This is a genomic window from Microbacterium oleivorans NBRC 103075 (assembly GCF_001552475.1).
Classification (GTDB): domain Bacteria; phylum Actinomycetota; class Actinomycetes; order Actinomycetales; family Microbacteriaceae; genus Microbacterium; species Microbacterium oleivorans.
Genome location: NZ_BCRG01000002.1, coordinates 268,675 through 287,440, shown reverse-complemented (window position 1 = coordinate 287,440; position 18,766 = coordinate 268,675). Strand labels below are relative to the sequence as shown.

The 18,766-nt window shown below is 67.7% G+C and carries 16 protein-coding genes and 4 tRNA genes; 12 read left to right on the top strand and 8 right to left on the bottom strand.

All coding sequences use genetic code 11. The features are described from left to right. Together dxs and pepN are read left to right on the top strand one after the other, a co-directional pair. Nucleotides 1-1,968, top strand: coding sequence for a 1-deoxy-D-xylulose-5-phosphate synthase (gene dxs, locus MO1_RS03980; protein WP_060915262.1), 1,968 nt, complete (start codon nucleotides 1-3; stop codon nucleotides 1,966-1,968). Between the two features lie 46 nt (nucleotides 1,969-2,014). Beyond that, nucleotides 2,015-4,537, top strand: coding sequence for an aminopeptidase N (gene pepN / locus MO1_RS03975; RefSeq protein ID WP_060915261.1), 2,523 nt, complete (start codon nucleotides 2,015-2,017; stop codon nucleotides 4,535-4,537). 56 nt (nucleotides 4,538-4,593) lie between these two features. Here the strand turns inward: pepN and MO1_RS03970 are convergent, their stop codons facing one another. The 4 genes from MO1_RS03970 to MO1_RS03955 all read right to left on the bottom strand — a co-directional run bounded on the left by MO1_RS03970 (nucleotide 4,594) and on the right by MO1_RS03955 (nucleotide 9,795). Beyond that, a complete protein-coding gene (locus tag MO1_RS03970) occupies nucleotides 4,594-6,735 on the bottom strand; it encodes a 3-hydroxyacyl-CoA dehydrogenase NAD-binding domain-containing protein (RefSeq protein WP_060915260.1) in 2,142 nt (713 codons plus the stop codon). A gap of 11 nt (nucleotides 6,736-6,746) precedes the next feature. Continuing rightward, entirely contained in the window at nucleotides 6,747-7,952 is a 1,206-nt protein-coding gene (locus MO1_RS03965; RefSeq protein WP_060915259.1) for a thiolase family protein, read from the bottom strand. 72 nt (nucleotides 7,953-8,024) lie between these two features. Next, nucleotides 8,025-9,221: a ribonuclease D gene (locus MO1_RS03960; protein WP_060915258.1), complete on the bottom strand. Its 1,197-nt coding sequence runs from the start codon at nucleotides 9,219-9,221 to the stop codon at nucleotides 8,025-8,027. Further along, on the bottom strand, nucleotides 9,214-9,795 hold the full coding sequence (locus MO1_RS03955; protein ID WP_036308893.1) for a DUF3000 domain-containing protein: 582 nt from the start codon (nucleotides 9,793-9,795) through the stop codon (nucleotides 9,214-9,216). Before MO1_RS03955 ends, MO1_RS03960 begins: the two co-directional genes overlap by 8 nt. Nucleotides 9,796-9,820: 25 nt before the next feature. Between MO1_RS03955 and MO1_RS03950 the strand changes: the two genes are divergently transcribed. Next, nucleotides 9,821-10,852, top strand: coding sequence for an alpha/beta hydrolase family protein (locus tag MO1_RS03950; RefSeq protein WP_255209216.1), 1,032 nt, complete (start codon nucleotides 9,821-9,823; stop codon nucleotides 10,850-10,852). Then, a complete protein-coding gene (locus MO1_RS14845; RefSeq protein ID WP_255209215.1) occupies nucleotides 10,759-11,058 on the top strand; it encodes an alpha/beta hydrolase family protein in 300 nt (99 codons plus the stop codon). Before MO1_RS03950 ends, MO1_RS14845 begins: the two co-directional genes overlap by 94 nt. On the opposite strand, the gene MO1_RS03945 is transcribed toward MO1_RS14845, so the two are convergent. Further along, on the bottom strand, nucleotides 11,030-11,734 hold the full coding sequence (locus MO1_RS03945) for a dihydrofolate reductase family protein (protein WP_235186029.1): 705 nt from the start codon (nucleotides 11,732-11,734) through the stop codon (nucleotides 11,030-11,032). The genes MO1_RS14845 and MO1_RS03945 overlap by 29 nt on opposite strands. Nucleotides 11,735-11,800: 66 nt before the next feature. On the opposite strand from MO1_RS03945, the gene zapE reads away from it, so the two are divergent. The 4 genes from zapE to MO1_RS03925 all read left to right on the top strand — a co-directional run bounded on the left by zapE (nucleotide 11,801) and on the right by MO1_RS03925 (nucleotide 16,221). Then, nucleotides 11,801-12,832, top strand: a complete 1,032-nt coding sequence (gene zapE / locus MO1_RS03940; protein ID WP_060915257.1) for a cell division protein ZapE — start codon at nucleotides 11,801-11,803, stop codon at nucleotides 12,830-12,832. Nucleotides 12,833-12,997: 165 nt separating this feature from the next. Continuing rightward, complete coding sequence (locus MO1_RS03935) at nucleotides 12,998-14,266, top strand: ammonium transporter (protein WP_036308899.1); 1,269 nt, start codon at nucleotides 12,998-13,000, stop codon at nucleotides 14,264-14,266. A gap of 167 nt (nucleotides 14,267-14,433) precedes the next feature. After that, a complete protein-coding gene (locus tag MO1_RS03930) occupies nucleotides 14,434-15,717 on the top strand; it encodes an ABC transporter substrate-binding protein (protein WP_036308900.1) in 1,284 nt (427 codons plus the stop codon). Nucleotides 15,718-15,747: 30 nt separating this feature from the next. Next, a complete protein-coding gene (locus MO1_RS03925) occupies nucleotides 15,748-16,221 on the top strand; it encodes a type II toxin-antitoxin system PemK/MazF family toxin (protein WP_060915256.1) in 474 nt (157 codons plus the stop codon). Nucleotides 16,222-16,265: 44 nt separating this feature from the next. Here MO1_RS03925 and MO1_RS03920 read toward each other — a convergent pair. Next, nucleotides 16,266-16,338 (bottom strand) — tRNA-Val (locus MO1_RS03920). A 159-nt stretch (nucleotides 16,339-16,497) separates the two neighbouring features. Here MO1_RS03920 and MO1_RS03915 point away from each other — a divergent pair. The 3 genes from MO1_RS03915 to MO1_RS03905 all read left to right on the top strand — a co-directional run bounded on the left by MO1_RS03915 (nucleotide 16,498) and on the right by MO1_RS03905 (nucleotide 16,794). Further along, nucleotides 16,498-16,569 (top strand) — tRNA-Gly (locus MO1_RS03915). Nucleotides 16,570-16,624: 55 nt separating this feature from the next. Continuing rightward, nucleotides 16,625-16,698 (top strand) — tRNA-Cys (locus tag MO1_RS03910). 24 nt (nucleotides 16,699-16,722) lie between these two features. Continuing rightward, a tRNA-Val gene (locus MO1_RS03905) sits at nucleotides 16,723-16,794 on the top strand. Nucleotides 16,795-16,902: 108 nt separating this feature from the next. Here the strand turns inward: MO1_RS03905 and MO1_RS03900 are convergent. After that, nucleotides 16,903-17,217 carry a DUF7882 family protein gene (locus tag MO1_RS03900; protein ID WP_036308903.1) on the bottom strand — a complete coding sequence of 105 codons (315 nt, stop codon included), beginning with the start codon at nucleotides 17,215-17,217 and terminating at the stop codon, nucleotides 16,903-16,905. 137 nt (nucleotides 17,218-17,354) lie between these two features. Between MO1_RS03900 and MO1_RS03895 the strand changes: the two genes are divergently transcribed. Further along, nucleotides 17,355-17,705 carry a YnfA family protein gene (locus tag MO1_RS03895; RefSeq protein ID WP_036308904.1) on the top strand — a complete coding sequence of 117 codons (351 nt, stop codon included), beginning with the start codon at nucleotides 17,355-17,357 and terminating at the stop codon, nucleotides 17,703-17,705. Between the two features lie 15 nt (nucleotides 17,706-17,720). Here MO1_RS03895 and MO1_RS03890 read toward each other — a convergent pair whose 3' ends face one another. Next, entirely contained in the window at nucleotides 17,721-18,764 is a 1,044-nt protein-coding gene (locus tag MO1_RS03890; protein WP_036309455.1) for an NAD(P)-dependent alcohol dehydrogenase, read from the bottom strand. Between the last annotated feature and the right edge of the window lie 2 nt (nucleotides 18,765-18,766).

Below are 18,766 nucleotides of genomic sequence, written 5' to 3'. Positions count from 1 at the left end.
ATGAGTCTTCTCGAGGGAATTTCCGGTCCGCGCGACCTCGATCGATTCTCGAGCGAGGAACTCCACATCCTGGCCGACGAGATCCGCACCTTCCTCGTCGAGAACGTGTCCCGCACAGGCGGGCACCTCGGACCGAACCTCGGCGTCGTGGAGATGACGATCGCCCTCCACCGGGTCTTCGACTCACCGAACGACCCGATCATCTTCGACACGGGTCACCAGTCGTACGTCCACAAGCTGCTGACCGGGCGCCAGGACTTCTCGAAGCTGCGCTCCCGCGGCGGCCTCGCCGGATACCCGCAGCGTTCCGAGAGCTCGCACGACGTCGTCGAGTCGTCGCACGCCTCGAGCTCGCTGAGTTGGGCAGACGGGGTCTCACGCGCGCTGACGCGTACCGGGCGCAAGGATCGGCACGTCGTCGCGGTCGTCGGCGACGGCTCGCTCACGGGCGGGATGACGTGGGAGGCCCTCAACAACATCTCCGACGACAACGACCGCAACCTCGTCATCGTCGTCAACGACAACGGTCGCTCGTATGCGCCGACAATCGGCGGCATGGCGCGCTATCTCAACCGGGTGCGCACGGCCGACAGCTACAAGACCCTGCGCCAGAGTTCGGCGCACGTCTCGCGGCTCTTCGGTCCCATCGGGCGGGCGATCTATCGCGGGGTTCGCGGCGGAACGCACGGCTTCCTCTCGCGGTTCACGAACAACGTCGCGCTGTACTCGAACCTCGACATCAAGTATCTCGGTCCGGTCGACGGCCACGACCTCGACGCCATGGAGGAGACTCTCCGCCTGGCAAAGGCCTACGGTGCCCCGGTCATCGTGCACGCCATCACCGACAAGGGCCGAGGGTTCGAGCCCGCGCGTCGCGATGAGGCGGACCAGTTCCACGCGGTCGGCAAGATCGACCCCGTCACGGGGGAGCCGATCGGTTCGTCCGATGCCGTGGCGTGGACGGATGTCTTCTCGGAGGCGCTCGTGGCCGCCGGCGATCGCCGAGAGGACATCATCGCCATGACCGCTGCGATGCTCCGCCCCACGGGTCTGCAGGCGTTCGCCCAGCGATTCCCCGACCGCGTGTACGACGTCGGCATCGCCGAGCAACACGCCGTCGCCTCGGCAGCCGGTCTGGCTTTCGGTGGCATCCATCCCGTCGTGGCGATCTACGCGACGTTCATGAACCGCGCGTTCGACCAGGTCATGATGGACGTCGCCTTGCACAAGGCGGGCGTGACCTTCGTGCTCGACCGCTCCGGAGTGACGGGGCCAGACGGTCCGAGCCACCACGGCATCTGGGACCTCGCGATGCTGCAGCTCGTCCCCGGTATCCGCATCGCGGCGCCGCGTGACGGCGAGCGGCTCCGCGAGCTCTTCGATGAGGCGGTGACCGTCGAGGACGCCCCGACCGTCGTGCGCTTCCCGAAAGGTTCCGTCCCTGCGGCGCTGGACGCACTCGAGCGTCTCAGCGACGGGACCGACGTGCTCTATCGCAGCGGTTCCGAGGACGTCTTGATCGTGGGCATCGGCCCGATGGCCCATCTCGCGGTCGACGTCGCCGAGAGGCTGCGGGCACAGGGGATCGGCGCGACCGTCGTGGACCCCCGGTGGGCGGTGCCTATCCAGCCCGCGATCGTCGAGCTCTCGGCATCCCATCGCCTCGTGATCACGATCGAAGACGGGATCCGTGTCGGCGGCGTCGGTACGCGCGTGCGCCAGGTCCTCCGCGAGGCGGGTGTCTCCACGGCGGTGGACGAGCTGGGCCTGCCGGACGAGTTCATCGATCACGCGACGCGGGAGCAGATTCTCGCCGACGCCGGCTTGACTGCGCCGAAGATCGCCCAGGACGTCGTTTCGCAGGTGCTCGGTACGCGGGTTCCCGTCGCGCGCCAGCCCAGTGACGACGACGGCTGGGCTTCGCACGAGATCGAGCTCCGTGGTCCGTCCGACGCCGGCTCCAACTGAGCCGCCTCCGCCCGCCCTCTCGCTGTCCGCGTGACAGCATGGAGGGATGGAGACACCGCAGCATTCCGGCGACGAGAACCTGAGTCGAGAGGATGCCGCGGTCCGTGCGTCCGCCATCGATCTCGACACGATCGAGGTCGACCTCGACGTACGATCGGCATCCGATCCTTCCCGTGAGGACTTCACGACGCAGAGCACCCTCCGCTTCGCATCGAGCGTCGAGGAGACCTGGGTCGACTTCCTCGGCGCCGCGGTCGACGAGGTCGAGATCAACGGCGAGCCGCACGCTGTGGACTGGGACGGCGCACGAGTCCGACTCACCGGGCTCGGCGCGCAGAACACCGTGCGCATCCGTGCTCGTGGCTGCTACAGCCGCTCGGGTGAGGGCTTGCACCGCTTCACCGACCCCGTCGACGGCGCCGTCTACCTCTATACGCAGTACGAGCCCGCGGACAGCCGACGCGTGTACCCGTGCTTCGAGCAGCCCGATCTGAAGGCGCGCTGGACCTTCCACGTCACGGCGTCCTCCGCCGGGGTCGTGCTCTCCGGTGGGGCAGAAACGTCCCGTGCGGAGGTGGACGACGGCGTGAGAGTCTCGTTCGCCGAGACACCGCTGCTCTCGAGCTATGTGACGGCCGTTGCGGTCGGTCCGTACCACCGGGTGGACGGCGTGTGGCGCGGAGCGCGTCAGACCGTCGACCTCGGTGTCCTTTGCCGGGCATCGCTGGCGGAACACCTCGACGCCGAGGAGATTCTCGACATCACCCGCCGGGGTCTGGATTTCTTCACCTCGGCGTTCGATCAGGACTACCCCTGGGGCAAGTACGACCAGATCTTCGTCCCCGAGTACAACATCGGAGCGATGGAGAACCCCGGCCTGGTGACCTTCACCGAGGCGTACGTCTTCCGCGGCGCGGCTACCGTCGCGCAGCGCGAGGCGCGATCGAACACCATCCTCCACGAGATGGCGCACATGTGGTTCGGCGACCTCGTGACGATGCGGTGGTGGGACGACCTGTGGCTCAAGGAGTCATTCGCCGACTTCATGGGGACTCACGCGAACGTCGCAACCGGTCTGTTCCCGGATGCCTGGGTCACGTTCGCGAGTCGGCGCAAGGGATGGGCCTACGTTCAGGACCAGCTCCCGACGACGCATCCGATCGTCGCCGACATCCCCGATCTCGAAGCGGCGAAGCTGAACTTCGACGGGATCACCTATGCGAAGGGCGCATCCGTCCTCAAGCAGCTCGTCGGGTTCGTCGGCGAAGATGCCTTCTTCCGCGGTGCTCAGCGGTACTTCGCGACGCACGCGTACGGCAACACGACGCTCGCCGACCTCCTGTCGGCTCTCGAAGAGGCGTCCGGCCGCGACCTCCGCTCCTGGAGTGCAGCCTGGTTGGAGACAACGGGACTTCCCACGCTCACCGCCGAACGCGCACCGCTCGCCCTCGTCCAGGACGTCGCGCGCCCCTACACCGTTCGCACCGGCCTGTGGGACGACGAAGGCGGCCGCCTCGTGGCCCGGGGTGACGTGGTCGTCGACCTGTTCGGCGAACGTACGGTCGCCGACGCTCCGGTCCTCCCGGACGTCGCCCTCATCATCCCGAACATCGACGACCGCTCGTACGCGAAGGTGCGTCTCGACGACCGTTCGCTCGCGGCCGTGGCCGGTGGGCTCTCGACCATGCCCGATGCGGTTGCGCGGGGTGTCGTGTGGGCAGCGCTCTGGAACGCGGCCCGCGACGGTGAGCTTGCAGCATCCGCCTACCTCGCCATCGCCGCGCGGCACGCGCCGCGGGAGGCTCACCCGGCCCTGCTCGCCGACGTGTTGGCCCATGCGGCGTTCGCCGTCCGTCACTACGTCCCCGACGCGGAGCGGGTCGCGACGGCCGCGGCGTGGCTGGAAGGTGCGTGGAGCGCGATGAGTGAGGCAGAGCCGGGCTCGGACGCCCAGCTGATCTGGGCACGCGCCGTCGGAGGTGCGGCGGAGCTCTGCGCCGACCGGGCATCCGAGATGACGGCGATCCTTGCCAGTGCGTCATCTGCCCCTGAGGGGCTTCCGTTCGACCCCGAGCTCCGGTGGGGCTGGTTGTTCGGTCTCGTCGCCTCCGGCGCTGCCGGTGTGGATCAGATCGAGGCCGAAGCCGAACGCGACGCCACGGCGTCGGGCCGGACGGCGCGCCTCGCCGCACTCGCGGCACGGCCCGAGGCATCCGTCCGTCGTGAGGGGTGGCTCGCGGCGTGGGACGACAGTTCCCTCACGAACGATCACCTCGACGCGACGATCCGCGGTGTGCGGGCGGGGGAGAGCCGCCGCCTCATCGCGGACCGCGACGGCGACTACTTCGACCGGATCCTCCCGGTGTGGCGGTCACGGAGCATCGAGATCGCTGCTCGCCTCGTGCGCGGGCTCTTCCCGGCCACGCCGGACACGTCGGCGGTCGACTCGTGGCTCGAGACGAACCCGGATGCCCCCGGTTCGCTTCGCCGAATCGTCATCGAGCAGCGTGACCACCTCGCGCGTGACCTGCGGGTCCGCGCCGCTCAGCCGGGGGTCTCGGACCTCTGACGGACACGACTACGGCCCCGGGAATCACCCGGGGCCGTCGTCGTGTCCGTCGCCGGTCAGGCGATCCCGCGGATCGGCGGGTGGTGGAACGTGTCGCCGAACACACGGTCGCTCGCGCCCTCGCGGTCGAGGTACGGTGTCGCGCCGCCGTCGATGAACGGCCATCCAGCGCCGAGGATGAGGCAGAGGTCGATGTCTTCGACCTCGGGCACGACACCCTCCTCGAGCATGAGCTTGATCTCCTGAGCGAGGCCGTCCTGAACACGGCGGAGAATTTCGTCGGCGGATGCCGGTGTCGATCCCGTCGCCTTCTTCGCGACCTTCTCGGCGGCCTTCGTGAATCCTGTGACCCGGCCGCCCTTGTCCTTCTCGACGACCTCATCCAGTGCGGCGAGCTCGTGGAAGTTCTCGTTCGCGTAGAACCGCTCGGGGAAGGCACCGACCATGGTGTCCTGCACGTGGGCCGCGACCTTCCAGCCGACCAGGTCGATGAGTTGGAACGGCCCCATCGGAAGGCCCAGCGGGCCGAACGCCTTCTCGACGTCGGCGACCGGCGTGCCTTCGTAGACGGCGCGTGCCGCTTCGCCCATGACCTTCGCGAGGAGACGGTTGACGACGAACCCGGGGGCATCGGCGGTGAGGACCGCGTTCTTGCCCAGCCCCTTGGCGACGACGAAGGCCGTCGACAGTGCGGCATCCGATGTCTTCGGCGTCTTCACGACCTCGATGAGCGGCATGACCGCGACAGGGTTGAAGAAGTGGAAGCCGACGAGGCGCTCGGGGTGCGCGAGCTTCGCGCCGATCTCCTCGACCGAGAGCGACGACGTGTTCGTCGCGAGGATCGCGTCCTCGGCGACGACGGCCTCGATCTCCGCGAAGACGGACTGCTTGACGCCGACTTCTTCGAAGACGGCCTCGATCACGAAGTCGCACTCCGCGTAGGCCGACTTGTCGGTCGTGCCGGTCACGAGCGCGCGGAGCTTGTTGGCGGAGTCGCCGTCAATCCGGCCCTTCGCCTCGAGCTTGCCGATCTCGTCGTGGATGTAGGCGACGCCCTTGTCGACACGGGCCTGGTCGAGGTCCGTGATCAACACGGGGACCTGCAGCCGGCGCACGAACAGCAGTGCGAACTGGCTCGCCATGAGGCCCGCGCCGATCACACCGACCTTCGTCACCTTTTTGGCGAGCGCCTTGTCAGGCGCGCCGACGGGGCGCTTCGCACGCTTCTGCACCAGATCGAACGCGTACATGGATGCCGCGAACTGGTCGCCCGTGACGAGCGAGGCCAGTGCCTCGTCTTCGCGTGCGAACCCCTCGGCCTTCGTGCCGCTCTTGGCCTTGTCGAGCAGATCGAGCGCGACGTAGGGGGAGCGGGGAACGGTGCCGATCTTGGACTCGAGCATCCCGCGGGCCATTTTGACCGCGATCGGCCACTTGGTGAGTCGCTCGATCTTGCCGGGGGCGTTCTTCCGCTCGACCTTCACCGAACCGCTCAGCACGCCGTCCGCCCAGCGTAACGACGCCTCGAGGTAGTTCGAGGCCGGGAAGATCGCGTCCATGATGCCGAGATCGAAGGCCTGCTGAGGCTTCAGCACCCGGTTCTGCTTGAGCGGGTTGGAGATGACGACCTCGAGAGCGTTCTCGATTCCGATCAGGTTGGGGAGGAGATACGCGCCGCCCCACCCGGGGATGATGCCGAGGAACACCTCAGGCAGCGCGATCGCCGCGGCCGAGGAATCGACCGTCCGGTACGTGGAGTTCAACGCGATCTCGAGGCCCCCGCCCAAGGCGAGACCGTTCACGAACGCGAACGACGGAACACCCAGGTCGGAGAGCTTGCCGAGGACGTGGTGACCGAGCTGGGCGATCAGTCGCGCGTTCTCGATGGAGCCGACGTTGCTGACCTCGCTGAGGTCGGCGCCGGCGGCAAGGATGTACTGCTTGCCGGTGATGCCGACGGCCTGGATCTCGCCGGCCCGCGCCCGAGCGGCGAGCGTGTCGAGGGTCGCGTTCAGAGCGGTCAACGTCGCGGGCCCCAGCGTGTTGGGACGGGTGTGATCGCGGCCGTTGTCCAGCGTGATCAGGGCGAGCACCTTGCCGCTGGCGAGGGTGACGTGACGCACGGGCGAGTTCGTCACGACCTCGGTATCGGAGAGGGCGAGCAGGGGCGAGAAGTCGATCTGGTCGTAGTTGGTCATCGTCGGCGGCCTCACTTCTTCTTCTTGCCGTTGTAGTGCGGGTTCTCCCAGATGACGGAGCCGCCCTGACCGAGTCCCACGCACATGGCCGTGAGGCCGTAACGCACGTCGGGGTGCTCCGCGAAGTGGGCCGCCAGTTGGATCATGAGCCGGACACCGGATGCCGCGAGCGGGTGGCCCAGCGCGATGGCACCGCCCCAGGGGTTGACCCGCGGGTCGTCGTCGGCGATGCCGAAGTGGTCGAGCAGCGAGATCACCTGCACAGCGAACGCCTCGTTCAGCTCGAACAGGCCGATGTCGCTGATCTTCAGGCCGGCCTTCTTCAACGCCTTCTCGGTCGAGGGGATCGGACCGATGCCCATGATCTCGGGCTGCACGCCCGCGAACGCGAACGAGACGAGCCGCATCTTGGGGGCAAGCCCCAGGTCCTTGACGGCACCGCCGCCGGCGAGCAGCGACATCGTCGCCCCATCGGTGAGCGGCGACGAGGTGCCGGCCGTGACCCGTCCGTGCGGGCGGAACGGGGTCTTCAGAGCGGCAAGGTCGGCCATCGTCGTCTGCGGACGGCGCCCCTCGTCCTCGGTCGCGAGTCCCCACGCGCCGGCGGCATCCTTAACGGCCACGGAGACGAGGTCGGGCTGGAACTTGCCGGCCTCGTAGGCGGCCTGCGCCTTGTGCTGGCTGAGCATGCCGAAGCGGTCGGAGCGCTCCTTCGTGAGCTGGGGGTAGCGGTCGAAGATGCGCTCGGCCGTGACGCCCATGTTCAGCGCGCCCGGGTCGACCATCTTCTCCGCGACGAAGCGCGGGTTCGGGTCGGCGTTGCCACCGATCGGATAGTGGCCCATGTGCTCGACACCGCCGGCGAGGGCGACGTCGTACATCCCGACGCCGATCGATGCGGCCATCGTCGTGACGCTCGTCATGGCGCCGGCGCACATGCGGTCGATCGCGAAGCCGGGGACGGTCTGCGGGAGACCTGCGAGGATCGCAACCGAACGGCCGAGGGTCAGGCCCTGCTCTCCCGTCTGGCTGGTCGCGGCGATCGCGACGTCATCGACGCGCTCAGCCGGGACCCCAGGGTTGCGCTCCATCAGGCCGATGGTCGCCTTGACGGCGAGGTCGTCGGCCCGGGTGTTCCAATACATGCCTTTTTCGCCGGCACGCCCGAACGGGGTGCGTATTCCGTCGACGAAATAGACGTCCGAAAGCTCGGCCACACTGCCTCCAATGATTGGGTTCACACCCAGCCTAGGGAGGCGGTCGAGCCGCGAAAATCGGTTGGTTCGAACCTACGAAGCAGGTTCCGACGCTTCGTCCGGGGTCTGCACGGAATCCACAAAGGCTGCGGCGATCACCTGTGCAGTCTGTTCAACCTGCCACGACCGGGCACCCAGCTCGCGAAGCGCCTCTCCCACGGATGCCGCGTCGATCTCGGCAGGCGGACTCCAGGCCACTCGACGCAGGAGATCGGGCGTGAGGAGGTTCTCCGTCGGCATGTGGAGTTCCTCCGCACGTGCCTCCACGACGGGCCGCGCGGCTTTCAGCCGTGCATCCGCCGCGGGGTTTCGGTCCACCCACGCCCGGGGCGGCGGCATCCCGTCGCCGGTGCCGCGCTCGGGGGGAAGAGCGGGGTCGTTTCGTCCCGCCTCGATCGCCGCCCACCAGCGGTCCAACTGGCTGCGGCTCGCCCGTCCGGTGAAGTCCTTGACGCGAGCGAGGTCCTGCTTGGTGACCGGATCGGCGATGACGGCAGCCACGAGTGAGCGGTCGGGCACCAAGCGGCCGGGGGAGACATCCTCCTCCCGGGCGAAGTCCTCACGAGCGGCCCACAGCGCTCGCGCGACAGCGAGCGCGCGACGCCCCCGCACCGTGTGAAGACCACTCAGACGCCGCCACGGTTCCTCGCGCGGCGGCTTTGGTGCGCGCGTGCGAACGGCATCGAACTCCTCCTCGGCGAACGCGGTCTTGCCCTGCTCCTCGAGTTCAGCGGCGAGTGCATCTCGAACGTCGATGAGGTGCAGTACGTCGAGAGCGGCGTACTCCAACCAGCCCTGCGGGAGCGGGCGCGTCGACCAGTCTGCGGCCGAGTGCGCCTTCGCGAGCGAGATCCCGAGGGTCTGCTCGACGACGGCTCCGAGTCCGACGCGCTCGTGGCCGAGCAGGCGGGCGGCGAGCTCGGTGTCGAAGATTCGAGGCGGCTCGAGTCCGGCTTCTCGGAGCGAGGGGAGATCCTGGCTCGCTGCGTGGAGAACCCATTCCTCGTCGCCGATCGCCGCCTGAAGCGCTGAAAGGTCACCGATTGCGGGAGGGTCGAAGAGGAACGCCTCGCTTCCGCGTCGGTACACCTGGATCAGGTACGCACGCTGCGAATATCGGAAACCCGATGCTCGCTCCACATCGACGGCGACGGGACCCTTGCCCGCCGCCAAGCGCGACGCTGCTGCCGCCGCCGCATCCTGATCGGCGATGACCTCGTATTCAGCCACGTGTACTCCGCTGCCCGCCGAAAACGGCGATGTTCTCCGAGCCCGGGGGAAGACCGGCCAGCATGCAGACCAGCTCACCCCAGGCGTCCATGTGACTGGTCAGGTTTCCTTCGGGAGACCACGATGCGCGAAGCTCGATCTGCGCGCCGTCGCCTTCCGCTGCCAGCGTCCCGAATCCCTTCGACAGGGTCTTGGTCGCCGTGCCGGATGCCGCATGGAACGTCGCTCCGCGAGCGGCGAGGGCATCGACCAGCCACGACCAGGCTACGTCGGCCAGGAGCGGGTCGGTACCGATCTCCGGTTCGAGCGGTGCCTGCGCAAAGCAGACGATCCGCCAGGCGCTGCCCCAGGCATCCGGCTCGGACGCGTCGTGCAGGATGACGATCCGTCCCGTGCCGTAGGGCGACTCCCCGTCTTCCTCTGGCCGGACATCTCCGGCGAAGGCGATCGCGTCGGGCGCGAGGGAGGAGGGGGCCGCGATCTCGCGGACGATGAAGTCGTCGCGGAAGCGCAGCTCGCGCAGCTCATCGCTGACGGCGAGGAATTCCGGCGTCCCGGACGGGGGTTCGGTCACGGCGACAGACTAGAGTGAGGGCACCATGAAGGCTTCCAGGCGCGCCGTTCCGCGCGACGCCCGGTCGGGAGCCGTGGTCGCTCTCCGCAGCACGATCGTCGCCCTCGCGACCGCTTTCGTGAGCGCGACGGGTCTGCTCGCGCTCCTTGCCGGGCGTGTCGCACGGCGCGTCGTGACACTCTCCGTTCGCACGCCGGACACGACGATCGTCGACGTCGACACCGCTGCGCAGACCATCACTCTCTCTCGCTCGGACGACACGGTTCTGCCGGGGCGGTACGGACTCTTCACGACGGGTACGCAGCGCTACATCAAGCTCGGCACGGTGCTGTCGGCCCGGGGAGACACCGTCACCCGCAAGCTGCTGACCGAGATCGACGAGAGCGATCGACTGGATTCTGCCGCGGCCTTCAGCGGATGGTATTTCGCCGACCCCGCCGAGCTGCACCTCCCGTTCGAGCGTGTGTCGGTGCCGACAGCCCTCGGCCCGTGCCCGGCCTGGGTCTTCCCGGCCGGCCAGCCGACGGATGCCAATCAGCCCACGGATATCTGGGCGGTGCACATCCACGGGCGGGGCACCACGCGTGCCGAGACGCTCCGGGCCGTGCCGGTGTTCCACGCGGCAGGGATCACGTCGATCTTGACGTCCTACCGGAACGACGACGATGCCCCGCGGAGCAGGGGCGGCACGTCGGCGCTCGGCGGGACGGAGTGGCGCGACGTCGACCGAGCGATCGGGTACGCCCGCCGTGCCGGCGCGCGCCGCATCGTCTTGATGGGCTGGTCCATGGGCGGTGCCATCGCGATGCAACTCGCAGTGAACTCCGCTCATCGCGACCTCATCGAGGGCGTCGTACTCGATTCGCCGGTCGTCGACTGGCGGCAGGTCCTCACACATCACGCGGACGCGAGCCGCATCCCCCGCCCCCTGACGCGGGCCGCCCTCGGCGCGCTGACCCGCACATGGGCGTCACCGCTGACCGGGCGGCCGACCCGATCGTCTGGGGCAGGCTCGATGTCCTGGCTCGTGCGACGGAGCTGGTCATCCCGACCCTGATCCTCCACAGCGACGGTGATGACTTCGTCCCCTCGGAGGCGTCTCGCGCACTGCGGGACCTGCGACCCGACCTCATCGATCTCGAAGTGTTCGACGGAGCTCGGCACACCAAGCTCTGGAACTACGACGAGGAGCGGTGGACCTCGCGGGTCCGCGAGTGGCTCGACGCCCAGGGACTCAGCGTCGTCGAAGCCGCAGGTAACTGAACCCGTCGTCATCGACGAGGACGCCGGCGGGCCACGTGTCGATCGGCCGTCGGAGCGGAAGGAACGGTCCCGCTGTCGGGACCAGGTGCGGTGCCGCCGTGACGCAGTACTCATCGATGAGGTCGTCGGCGGCGAACTGCGCCGCCAGCATCGGACCGCCCTCGCAGACGATGTGGCGGAGGCCACGCGTGGTGAGGGTGGACAGGATGCCGGTCGCCGTCATCCGTCCGTCGGGAGCCGCGACGCGGACGACGGTGACCCCATGAGATGTCGGGGGCGCTTCGACGTCGGGCGGCATGACGAGAAGGACCTGATCGTCCGGTCCGTCGGGATCGGGGTCGAGGCGGTGGCCCGCGAGGTTGCCCGACCCGGTGATGACCGCCAAACGTGAGCGGCGCGGCAGGAGGTAGCCCTCGGCGCGTACGGTCTCCGCACCGACGATGATGGCATCGGCGCCGGCCCGGATGACTCCCAGGATCGCTCGATCGGCTCGGTTCGTCAGGGTGTTGCTGGTGCCGTCGGGCCCGACGGCGGAGCCTGTCAGGGACGTGATCATGTTGAGGCGAACCCAGTTCTCCTCGGCGGGCGCGTAGCGGTGGGCGAGCCAACGGCGTCCCTCCGGACTCGCGGCGTCCACACGCTCACCGGACGACGGCAGCACCTCTGTCACCCACACGCGGCCATCCTCGCACGCCGCTCAGCCTCGGGAGGGAGTCATCGTCTCGGCGGTTAGGCTGGGGGAGTGTCCCTCACCTCCGCCGGAACCACTCATCTGAGCGAACGCGACCCGAAGGTGAGCGGCGCCGAGATGGTGGCCGCGCTCGTTCCGCCGCCGCAGTTCGACGGCGCCACCTTCGCGACGTACCGGACGGATGACGCGTACCCGTCGCAGCAGGAAGCCAAGGACCTGCTCGAGGTGTTCAGCTCGAAGCGGTCGGCGCCGGCATCCCGCGGTGGGTTCTTCCGGCGTGGCAAGCGTGAGGCCCCTCTCAAGCCCGGTGTGTACCTCGACGGCGGATTCGGTGTGGGCAAGACGCACCTCCTCGCGGCGATCTACCACGACATGCCCGCACGTCGGAAGTACTTCGGCTCGTTCATCGAGTACACCGCCCTGGTCGGCGCGCTCGGTTATCAGAAGACCGTGGAGCTCTTCCGCGGCGCGGACCTCCTCTGCATCGACGAGTTCGAACTCGACGATCCGGGTGACACGATGGTGATGACGCGCCTCATTGCGGAGCTCGTCCCGACCGGCACCAAGCTGGCCGCGACCTCGAACACTCCGCCCAACGCCCTCGGTGAAGGTCGTTTCGCCGCGCAGGACTTCCTCCGCGAGATCCAGGCGATGGCCGAGCACTTCCAGACCATCCGCATCGACGGCACGGACTATCGCCAGCGCGCCGTCGACGGTCACGCGGTGGTGCTCGACGATGCCGCGTACGAGAGCGCGATGACGGATGCCGCGGCATCCACCCTCGTCTCGGATGACGACTTCGGAGCGTTCATCCGTCACCTCGCGTCGGTTCACCCATCCCGTTACATCCGCCTCATCGAAGGAATCGGGACGATCGGGCTCCGCGACGTCGTCGGTTTCGACGACCAGGCGGCGGCCCTTCGCTTCGTGGCGTTCGTCGATCGCGCGTACGACGCGCAGATCCCGATCCGCGCGACCGGGGTTCCCGTCGATCAGGTGTTCCGCGCGGACATGCTCGAGGGCGGTTACCGCAAGAAGTACCTGCGCGCCGTGTCGCGTCTGGTCGCTCTCACCCACTCGTAAGCGGCATCACTCCGTTTTCGGGGGAGTGGGAAACCTGTTGTTTACCTCCTCGGCACCCTCGTAACCGACGCGAAACACGCGCGCGCCTTCGGGCGAAACCGCGGACGTCGACACTGGGGGCACCCGACGCTACACCTGCGTCCCTGCAGAGAGGTTCCCTTCGAGATGGATCAAGGCAACACCGCATTCATACTCATCGCGGCCGCACTAGTCCTGCTGATGACCCCCGGCCTGGCGTTCTTCTACGGCGGCCTCGTCAAGGCGAAGAGCGTCATCAGCATGATGATGATGTCCTTCGGCGCGCTCGGCCTCATCGGCGTCCTGTGGGTGCTGTACGGCTACGCGATCGCGTTCCCGGGAAGCAGCGGCACCCTCGCGCCCTGGGCGATCGACTGGAGCGCTGTCGGTTTGACGAGCGTCCTCGAGCCGGGTGCTGACGCGACCTACCCGCCGCTGGCGTTCGTCGCGTTCCAGGCGACCTTCGCGATCATCACCGTCGCCCTCGTCTCCGGCGCCATCGCCGACCGCGCGAAGTTCGGCGCATGGATGATCTTCGCCGGGGTCTGGGCCACGGTCGTCTACTTCCCCGTCGCCAGCTGGGTCTTCAACTTCGGTCTCGCCGACGACGGTTCCTTCGAGTACGGCGGCTGGATCACCCACGGCCTGCAGGATGTCTTCGGCGTCGGCGTGATCGACTTCGCCGGTGGAACCGCGGTCCACATCAATGCCGGTGCTGCCGCCCTCGCCCTGGCGCTCGTCCTCGGTAAGCGCGTCGGATTCCAGAAGGGCGTCCACGTCCCGCACAACCCGCCGTTCGTCCTCCTCGGCGCAGGCCTCCTGTGGTTTGGCTGGTTCGGTTTCAACGCCGGCTCCGAGCTCGCGGCGGACAACACGGCGGCTCTTGCCTTCGTCAACACGATCGCTGCTCCTGCCGCCGCGCTTCTCTCCTGGCTCCTGGTCGAGAAGATCAAGGACGGCAAGCCCACGTCGGTCGGGGCCGCCTCCGGTGCTGTCGCGGGCCTCGTCGCGATCACGCCGGCCTGTGGGTCGCTCGACCCGGTCTGGGCGATCGTCCTCGGCCTCATCACCGGTGCCGTCTGCGCCCTCGCCATCGAGCTGAAGTACAAGCTCGGCTTCGATGACTCCCTCGACGTGGTTGGAATCCACCTCGTCGGTGGTCTCATCGGAACCCTGTATCTGGGCTTCTTCGCTCGCGGCACTGGCCTGTTCATGGGAGGGGATGCCTCGCAGCTGATCGTGCAGGCGATCGCCGCCTTCGCGGTCCTGATCTACTCCTTCGTGCTCGCCTTCGTCATCGGCTTCGCGATCGAGAAGACGATCGGCTTCCGCGTCAAGAACGAGGACGAGATCGCCGGTATCGACACGATCGTCCACGGTGAGGCCGGCTACGTCCTGGAGGACGCCAAGGCCTGACCCGACAGTCACGACGGAGGGCGTCGCGGGATCACCCGCGGCGCCCTCCGTCGTCGTCCGTGACACGTTTCACTTTCTCCTTGCGAGGCTTCGCGGCGCTGGTCTACGTTGAGCGGGAAGCGCTTTCCCCTCTGTCTCCGTCCAGTGCTGGACGAGAAAGGACGACGATGTCCCACATCCGTACGACCGCCGCCTGGGTGGCCGCCGCCGCTTTCACTGTCTCGCTGGTCGGGTGCAGTCCCGGTGCCTCCGACTCAGGCGGCTCCTTCGACCCCGACGAGAAGGTGTCGCTGGATTTCGCATGGTGGGGCAATGATGATCGGGCTGCCCGGTACACGAAGCTCATCGAGGCGTTCAACGAAGAGCACCCCAACATCACGATCAAGACGACCTTCACCGATTTCCCGAGCTACTGGGAACAGCGCCAGGTCGAGGCTGCCAGCGGCAGCCTGCCCGACGTCTTCCAGTTCTCCGACAGCTACCTGCGCCAGTACGGCCAAAGCGGCGCCATCCTCGATCTGAACGATGTGGCCGACCACATCGATCTCACCACGTTCGACGACAGCCTCCTCGGCACCGGACGGCTCGACGGCACCCAGTACTCACTCCCGACCGGCTTCAGCCTCTGGGCGAACTTCGTGAACGAGGACCTCCTGAAGGAGCACGGGCTGGAGTTGCCCGCGGCAGGGTCGACATTCGATGAGTTCGACGACTGGCTGGCCGACGTGACGCAGAAGACGGGAGGCAAGCCCTTCGGCGGGACGGACTACACGCAGCGCATCCAAGCATTCGAACTCCAGCTTCGCGCCGAGGGCAAGTCGCTCTACACGGCGGAGGGCGAACTCGGTTTCACGAAGGACGAGCTGGCAGACTTCTGGCAATCCGGAGCCGACCTCCGCGACGGCGTGACGATCCCGCAGCAGCAACTCGAGGAGATCAGCCCGATCTCCGGCTTCGGCGCGACGCGCACGATCAGCGAGATGAGCTGGAGCAACTTCCTCGGCGGTTACCTCGCCGATTCGGGGGCATCATCGATCGCGATCGTCGCCCCGCCGACGACGGATGCCGGGGCGAAAGACCTGTATCGGCAGGGCGGGCTCCAGGTGGCCATCTCCTCGCGCACGAAGCACCCCGAGGCCGCAGCGATCTTCCTCGACTTCGTCGTCAACAGCCCCGAGGCGGGCGAGATCTTCGGCACGACGCTCGGATTCCCGGCATCCAGCAGCAAGCTCGAGGGTGCCACGCTCGAGGGCCCCGATCAGCAGGTGGCGGACTACATCGATTCGGTCGCGGACCGCATCGGTGACGCCCCGCCTCCCGCGGTGGTCGGTTACGGGTCCCTCGAGCAGAAGTTCTGGGACCTGGGCAAGGAGCTCGGGCTCGGAACGAAGAATGTGGATGCCGCGGTGAGCGAGTTCTTCGCCGAAGCGGACGTCATCCTGAACGACTGATCGTGGCCGGACGAGGGTTAGGGTGACGGCGTGTCCTCACGCCTGATCTCCGCCCTCGTCCGCCTGCTGCGGCCGGCGTCACGCCTCACGCCGACCTCGTCGGCCACCGAACGAGTGATGCCCGGTGACGTCCGTGGTCTGCGTCTGACCTACCGACCGGAGGCCGACGGCGACCCCGACGCGGGGGAGATCGTGTGGACGTGGGTCCCGTACGACGAAGCGGATGGTCGCGGGAAGGATCGTCCTGTCCTCGTCATCGGTCAGCACGGCCGGGACCGGCTGTACGCCCTGCGACTCACGAGTAAGCCGCACGACCGCGACGGCGAGCATCTCGCCCTCGGACCGGGGGAGTGGGATACCGCCGGCCGGCCCTCGTGGGTCGATCTCGGTCACCTCTACAGCGTGCCCCGGGCGGCGATGCGTCGGGAGGGTGCCGCACTCGACCGCGCTCGGTTCGATCGCGTGACAGCGGCGCTGAAGGCTCGGTACGGCTGGTCGAGATGACCCCGCAGACGACGAAAGCCCCCGGATTTCCGGGGGCTTTGCGGTGGGCGATGCCGGACTCGAACCGACGACCTCTTCCGTGTGAAGGAAGCGCGCTACCAACTGCGCCAATCGCCCGAATGACACTCGGGCCGGTGACTGAGCATACCGGATCCGGGCGCGGCGGCCGAACCAAGGAGGTCGCGCCCGTGAGACACGCGCGGGGTCGTCTCAGTTTGGCGCTGGCGCGAGGATCGTCTAATGTTTAACGAGTGCCGGAGAGATCCGGAACGAAATGCGGATGTAGCGCAGTGGTAGCGCATCACCTTGCCAAGGTGAGGGTCGCGAGTTCGAATCTCGTCATCCGCTCGAGTGTGGGGATCTTCCTCCGGGGAGATCACGTCACGTGGGTCAAACCACACACGGTGGCGTGGCCGAGTGGCTAGGCAGCGGCCTGCAAAGCCGTCCACACGGGTTCGAATCCCGTCGCCACCTCCACTCACAACTCAACAGCCTTTACAGGCGCGATTGGCGCAGCGGTAGCGCGCTTCCCTGACACGGAAGAGGTCACTGGTTCGATCCCAGTATCGCGCACAGACAAACCCCCGGTTATCCGGGGGTTTTTTGTTTGGCGCGTGTGTGCCCTGCGCGGAAATTTCCGTCACACCGGATTCGGCGATGATGCGCGCGCAGAGCTCTTCGTCAGCGGAGAGCTTCCGCGTCCTGCGACTCCGCGAGTTCGTGGAGGCCGGCGGGCGAATTAGCGAGCGACATCAACCGAGCGACCCATTCCGGATTGATGGCGATGCGGGAGTCGACCCGACGCCGGAACGCCAGACGCGCGGCGCGATTCATCCATACGGTCGTTCGCCCCACGCCCTCTCCCGGAGCGCGGGACCATGTGAAGAGGAAAGACTCACCGCGGCGGAGCTTGGCGTAGATCACGGCCTCGAGGTGTGCGAGCGTGCGATCGTCGATGTCGAATCGCGTCGTGGCGTTGTAGGAGAGAAGTCCCATGGAAACCGACCCAGGTCTAGGCGAAACAAAGCGCGGAGCTGCGGTCTCCGTCGTCATCTTCTCATCCGAGGCTGTCTAGGCCGTCTACACACCCGATGTGTCGCGGATCCGTTATCTCGCGCTGGCACACTGGCCTCATGACCACCGCGCGGATCGTCGTCCTGTTCGTCATCGCCGCCGTCGCCGAGATCGGCGGAGCGTGGCTCATCTGGCAGGCGGTGCGGGAGAACCGCGGTTGGTGGTTCGCGTTGCTGGGGATCGTCGCCCTGGGAGCGTATGGCTTCATTGCCGCGTTCCAGCCCGATGCGAACTTCGGGCGGGTCCTCGCCGCGTACGGGGGAGTCTTCGTCGCCGGATCGCTCGCCTGGGGGATCGTCGTCGACGGCTTCCGGCCCACCACGTGGGACTACGTCGGGTCGGGGGTGGCACTTCTGGGGGCCGCGATCATCATCTTCGCGCCGGTCTTCACCGACGCGACAGAGGGATGACCGCGACCCGAAACGTCAGGGGACGATGACGGCGCGGCCGCGGACGTTGCCCGCGGCGAGCGCTTCGTACGCCTTCGGGCCGTCGTCGAGTGAATAGCGCTGGATCTCGACACCCACCTGCCCCGAGCGCGCGAGGTCGAGCACCTCGATCAGTTCGCTGCGCGAGCCCCAGTACGGGATGCGGAGCGTCGCGTCGTATGCGACGGTCCCGAAACCGACGTGAGCCGTTCCGCCCCCGATGCCGACGATCGTGATGTCCGCGTCGAGTGCGGCTGCTCCGATCGCCGTCGCGATGGTCGGATCCGCACCGACGAAGTCGAAGACGGCATTCGCGCCCAGGCCGTCGGTGAGCTGGCGAATCGCGTCGACGGCGCCGCCGTCGCTCATGACGGTGTGGTGGGCGCCGACCTCCTTCGCCAGCGCGAGCTTCTCGTCGTTGACGTCCAATGCGATCACGGTCGTGGCCGACACCGCCCGCAGGATTTGAATCGCGACGTGTCCGAGGCCCCCGGTGCCGATCACGACGGCTGTCGTCCCGGCACCCAACTTCGGGAGGGACGTCTTGATGGCGTGGTACGGCGTCAGGCCGGCATCCGTCAAGGAGACGTTCTGCACGGGGTCCAGGTCGCCGAGCGGCACCAGGTGTCGCGCGCTGTCGACGATCATGTATTCGGCCATCGAGCCGGGGGCGCCGAGACCCGGAGGCATGATCCCCTCCGCCTGTGCGTTCGTGCAGTAGTTCTCCTTGCCCTGCGCGCAATTGCGGCACCGTCCGCATCCCCACGGGCCGTAGACGGCGACCGCGTCACCGATGCTCAGGTGCTCGACCCCCTCGCCGAGTTCCTCGACGATGCCGGCACCCTCGTGCCCGAGGGTGAGCGGCAGGGGGTAACCGGCAGCGGTGTACTGCTCCTCGCTGAGGCTCATGACGAACTCGTCCGAGTGGCAGACGCCGGCGGCGGTGACTTTGAGCAGCACCTGCCCGGGACCCGGCGAGGGCTTCTCGATCTCGACGACTTCGGGGTGGGATCCGATCTTCGTGTACTGGAGTGCCTTCATGG

Excerpts from the sequence above, each read along its gene's own strand:
- dxs (WP_060915262.1), top strand. The coding sequence starts at position 1 with ATGAGTCTTCTCGAGGGAATTTCCGGTCCGCGCGACCTCGATCGATTC.
- pepN (WP_060915261.1), top strand. The coding sequence starts at position 2,015 with ATGGAGACACCGCAGCATTCCGGCGACGAGAACCTGAGTCGAGAGGAT.
- MO1_RS03970 (WP_060915260.1), bottom strand. The coding sequence starts at position 6,735 with ATGACCAACTACGACCAGATCGACTTCTCGCCCCTGCTCGCCCTCTCC.
- MO1_RS03950 (WP_255209216.1), top strand. The coding sequence starts at position 9,821 with ATGAAGGCTTCCAGGCGCGCCGTTCCGCGCGACGCCCGGTCGGGAGCC.
- MO1_RS14845 (WP_255209215.1), top strand. The coding sequence starts at position 10,759 with ATGGGCGTCACCGCTGACCGGGCGGCCGACCCGATCGTCTGGGGCAGG.
- MO1_RS03935 (WP_036308899.1), top strand. The coding sequence starts at position 12,998 with ATGGATCAAGGCAACACCGCATTCATACTCATCGCGGCCGCACTAGTC.
- MO1_RS03930 (WP_036308900.1), top strand. The coding sequence starts at position 14,434 with ATGTCCCACATCCGTACGACCGCCGCCTGGGTGGCCGCCGCCGCTTTC.
- MO1_RS03900 (WP_036308903.1), bottom strand. The coding sequence starts at position 17,217 with ATGGGACTTCTCTCCTACAACGCCACGACGCGATTCGACATCGACGAT.
- MO1_RS03895 (WP_036308904.1), top strand. The coding sequence starts at position 17,355 with ATGACCACCGCGCGGATCGTCGTCCTGTTCGTCATCGCCGCCGTCGCC.
- MO1_RS03890 (WP_036309455.1), bottom strand. The coding sequence starts at position 18,764 with ATGAAGGCACTCCAGTACACGAAGATCGGATCCCACCCCGAAGTCGTC.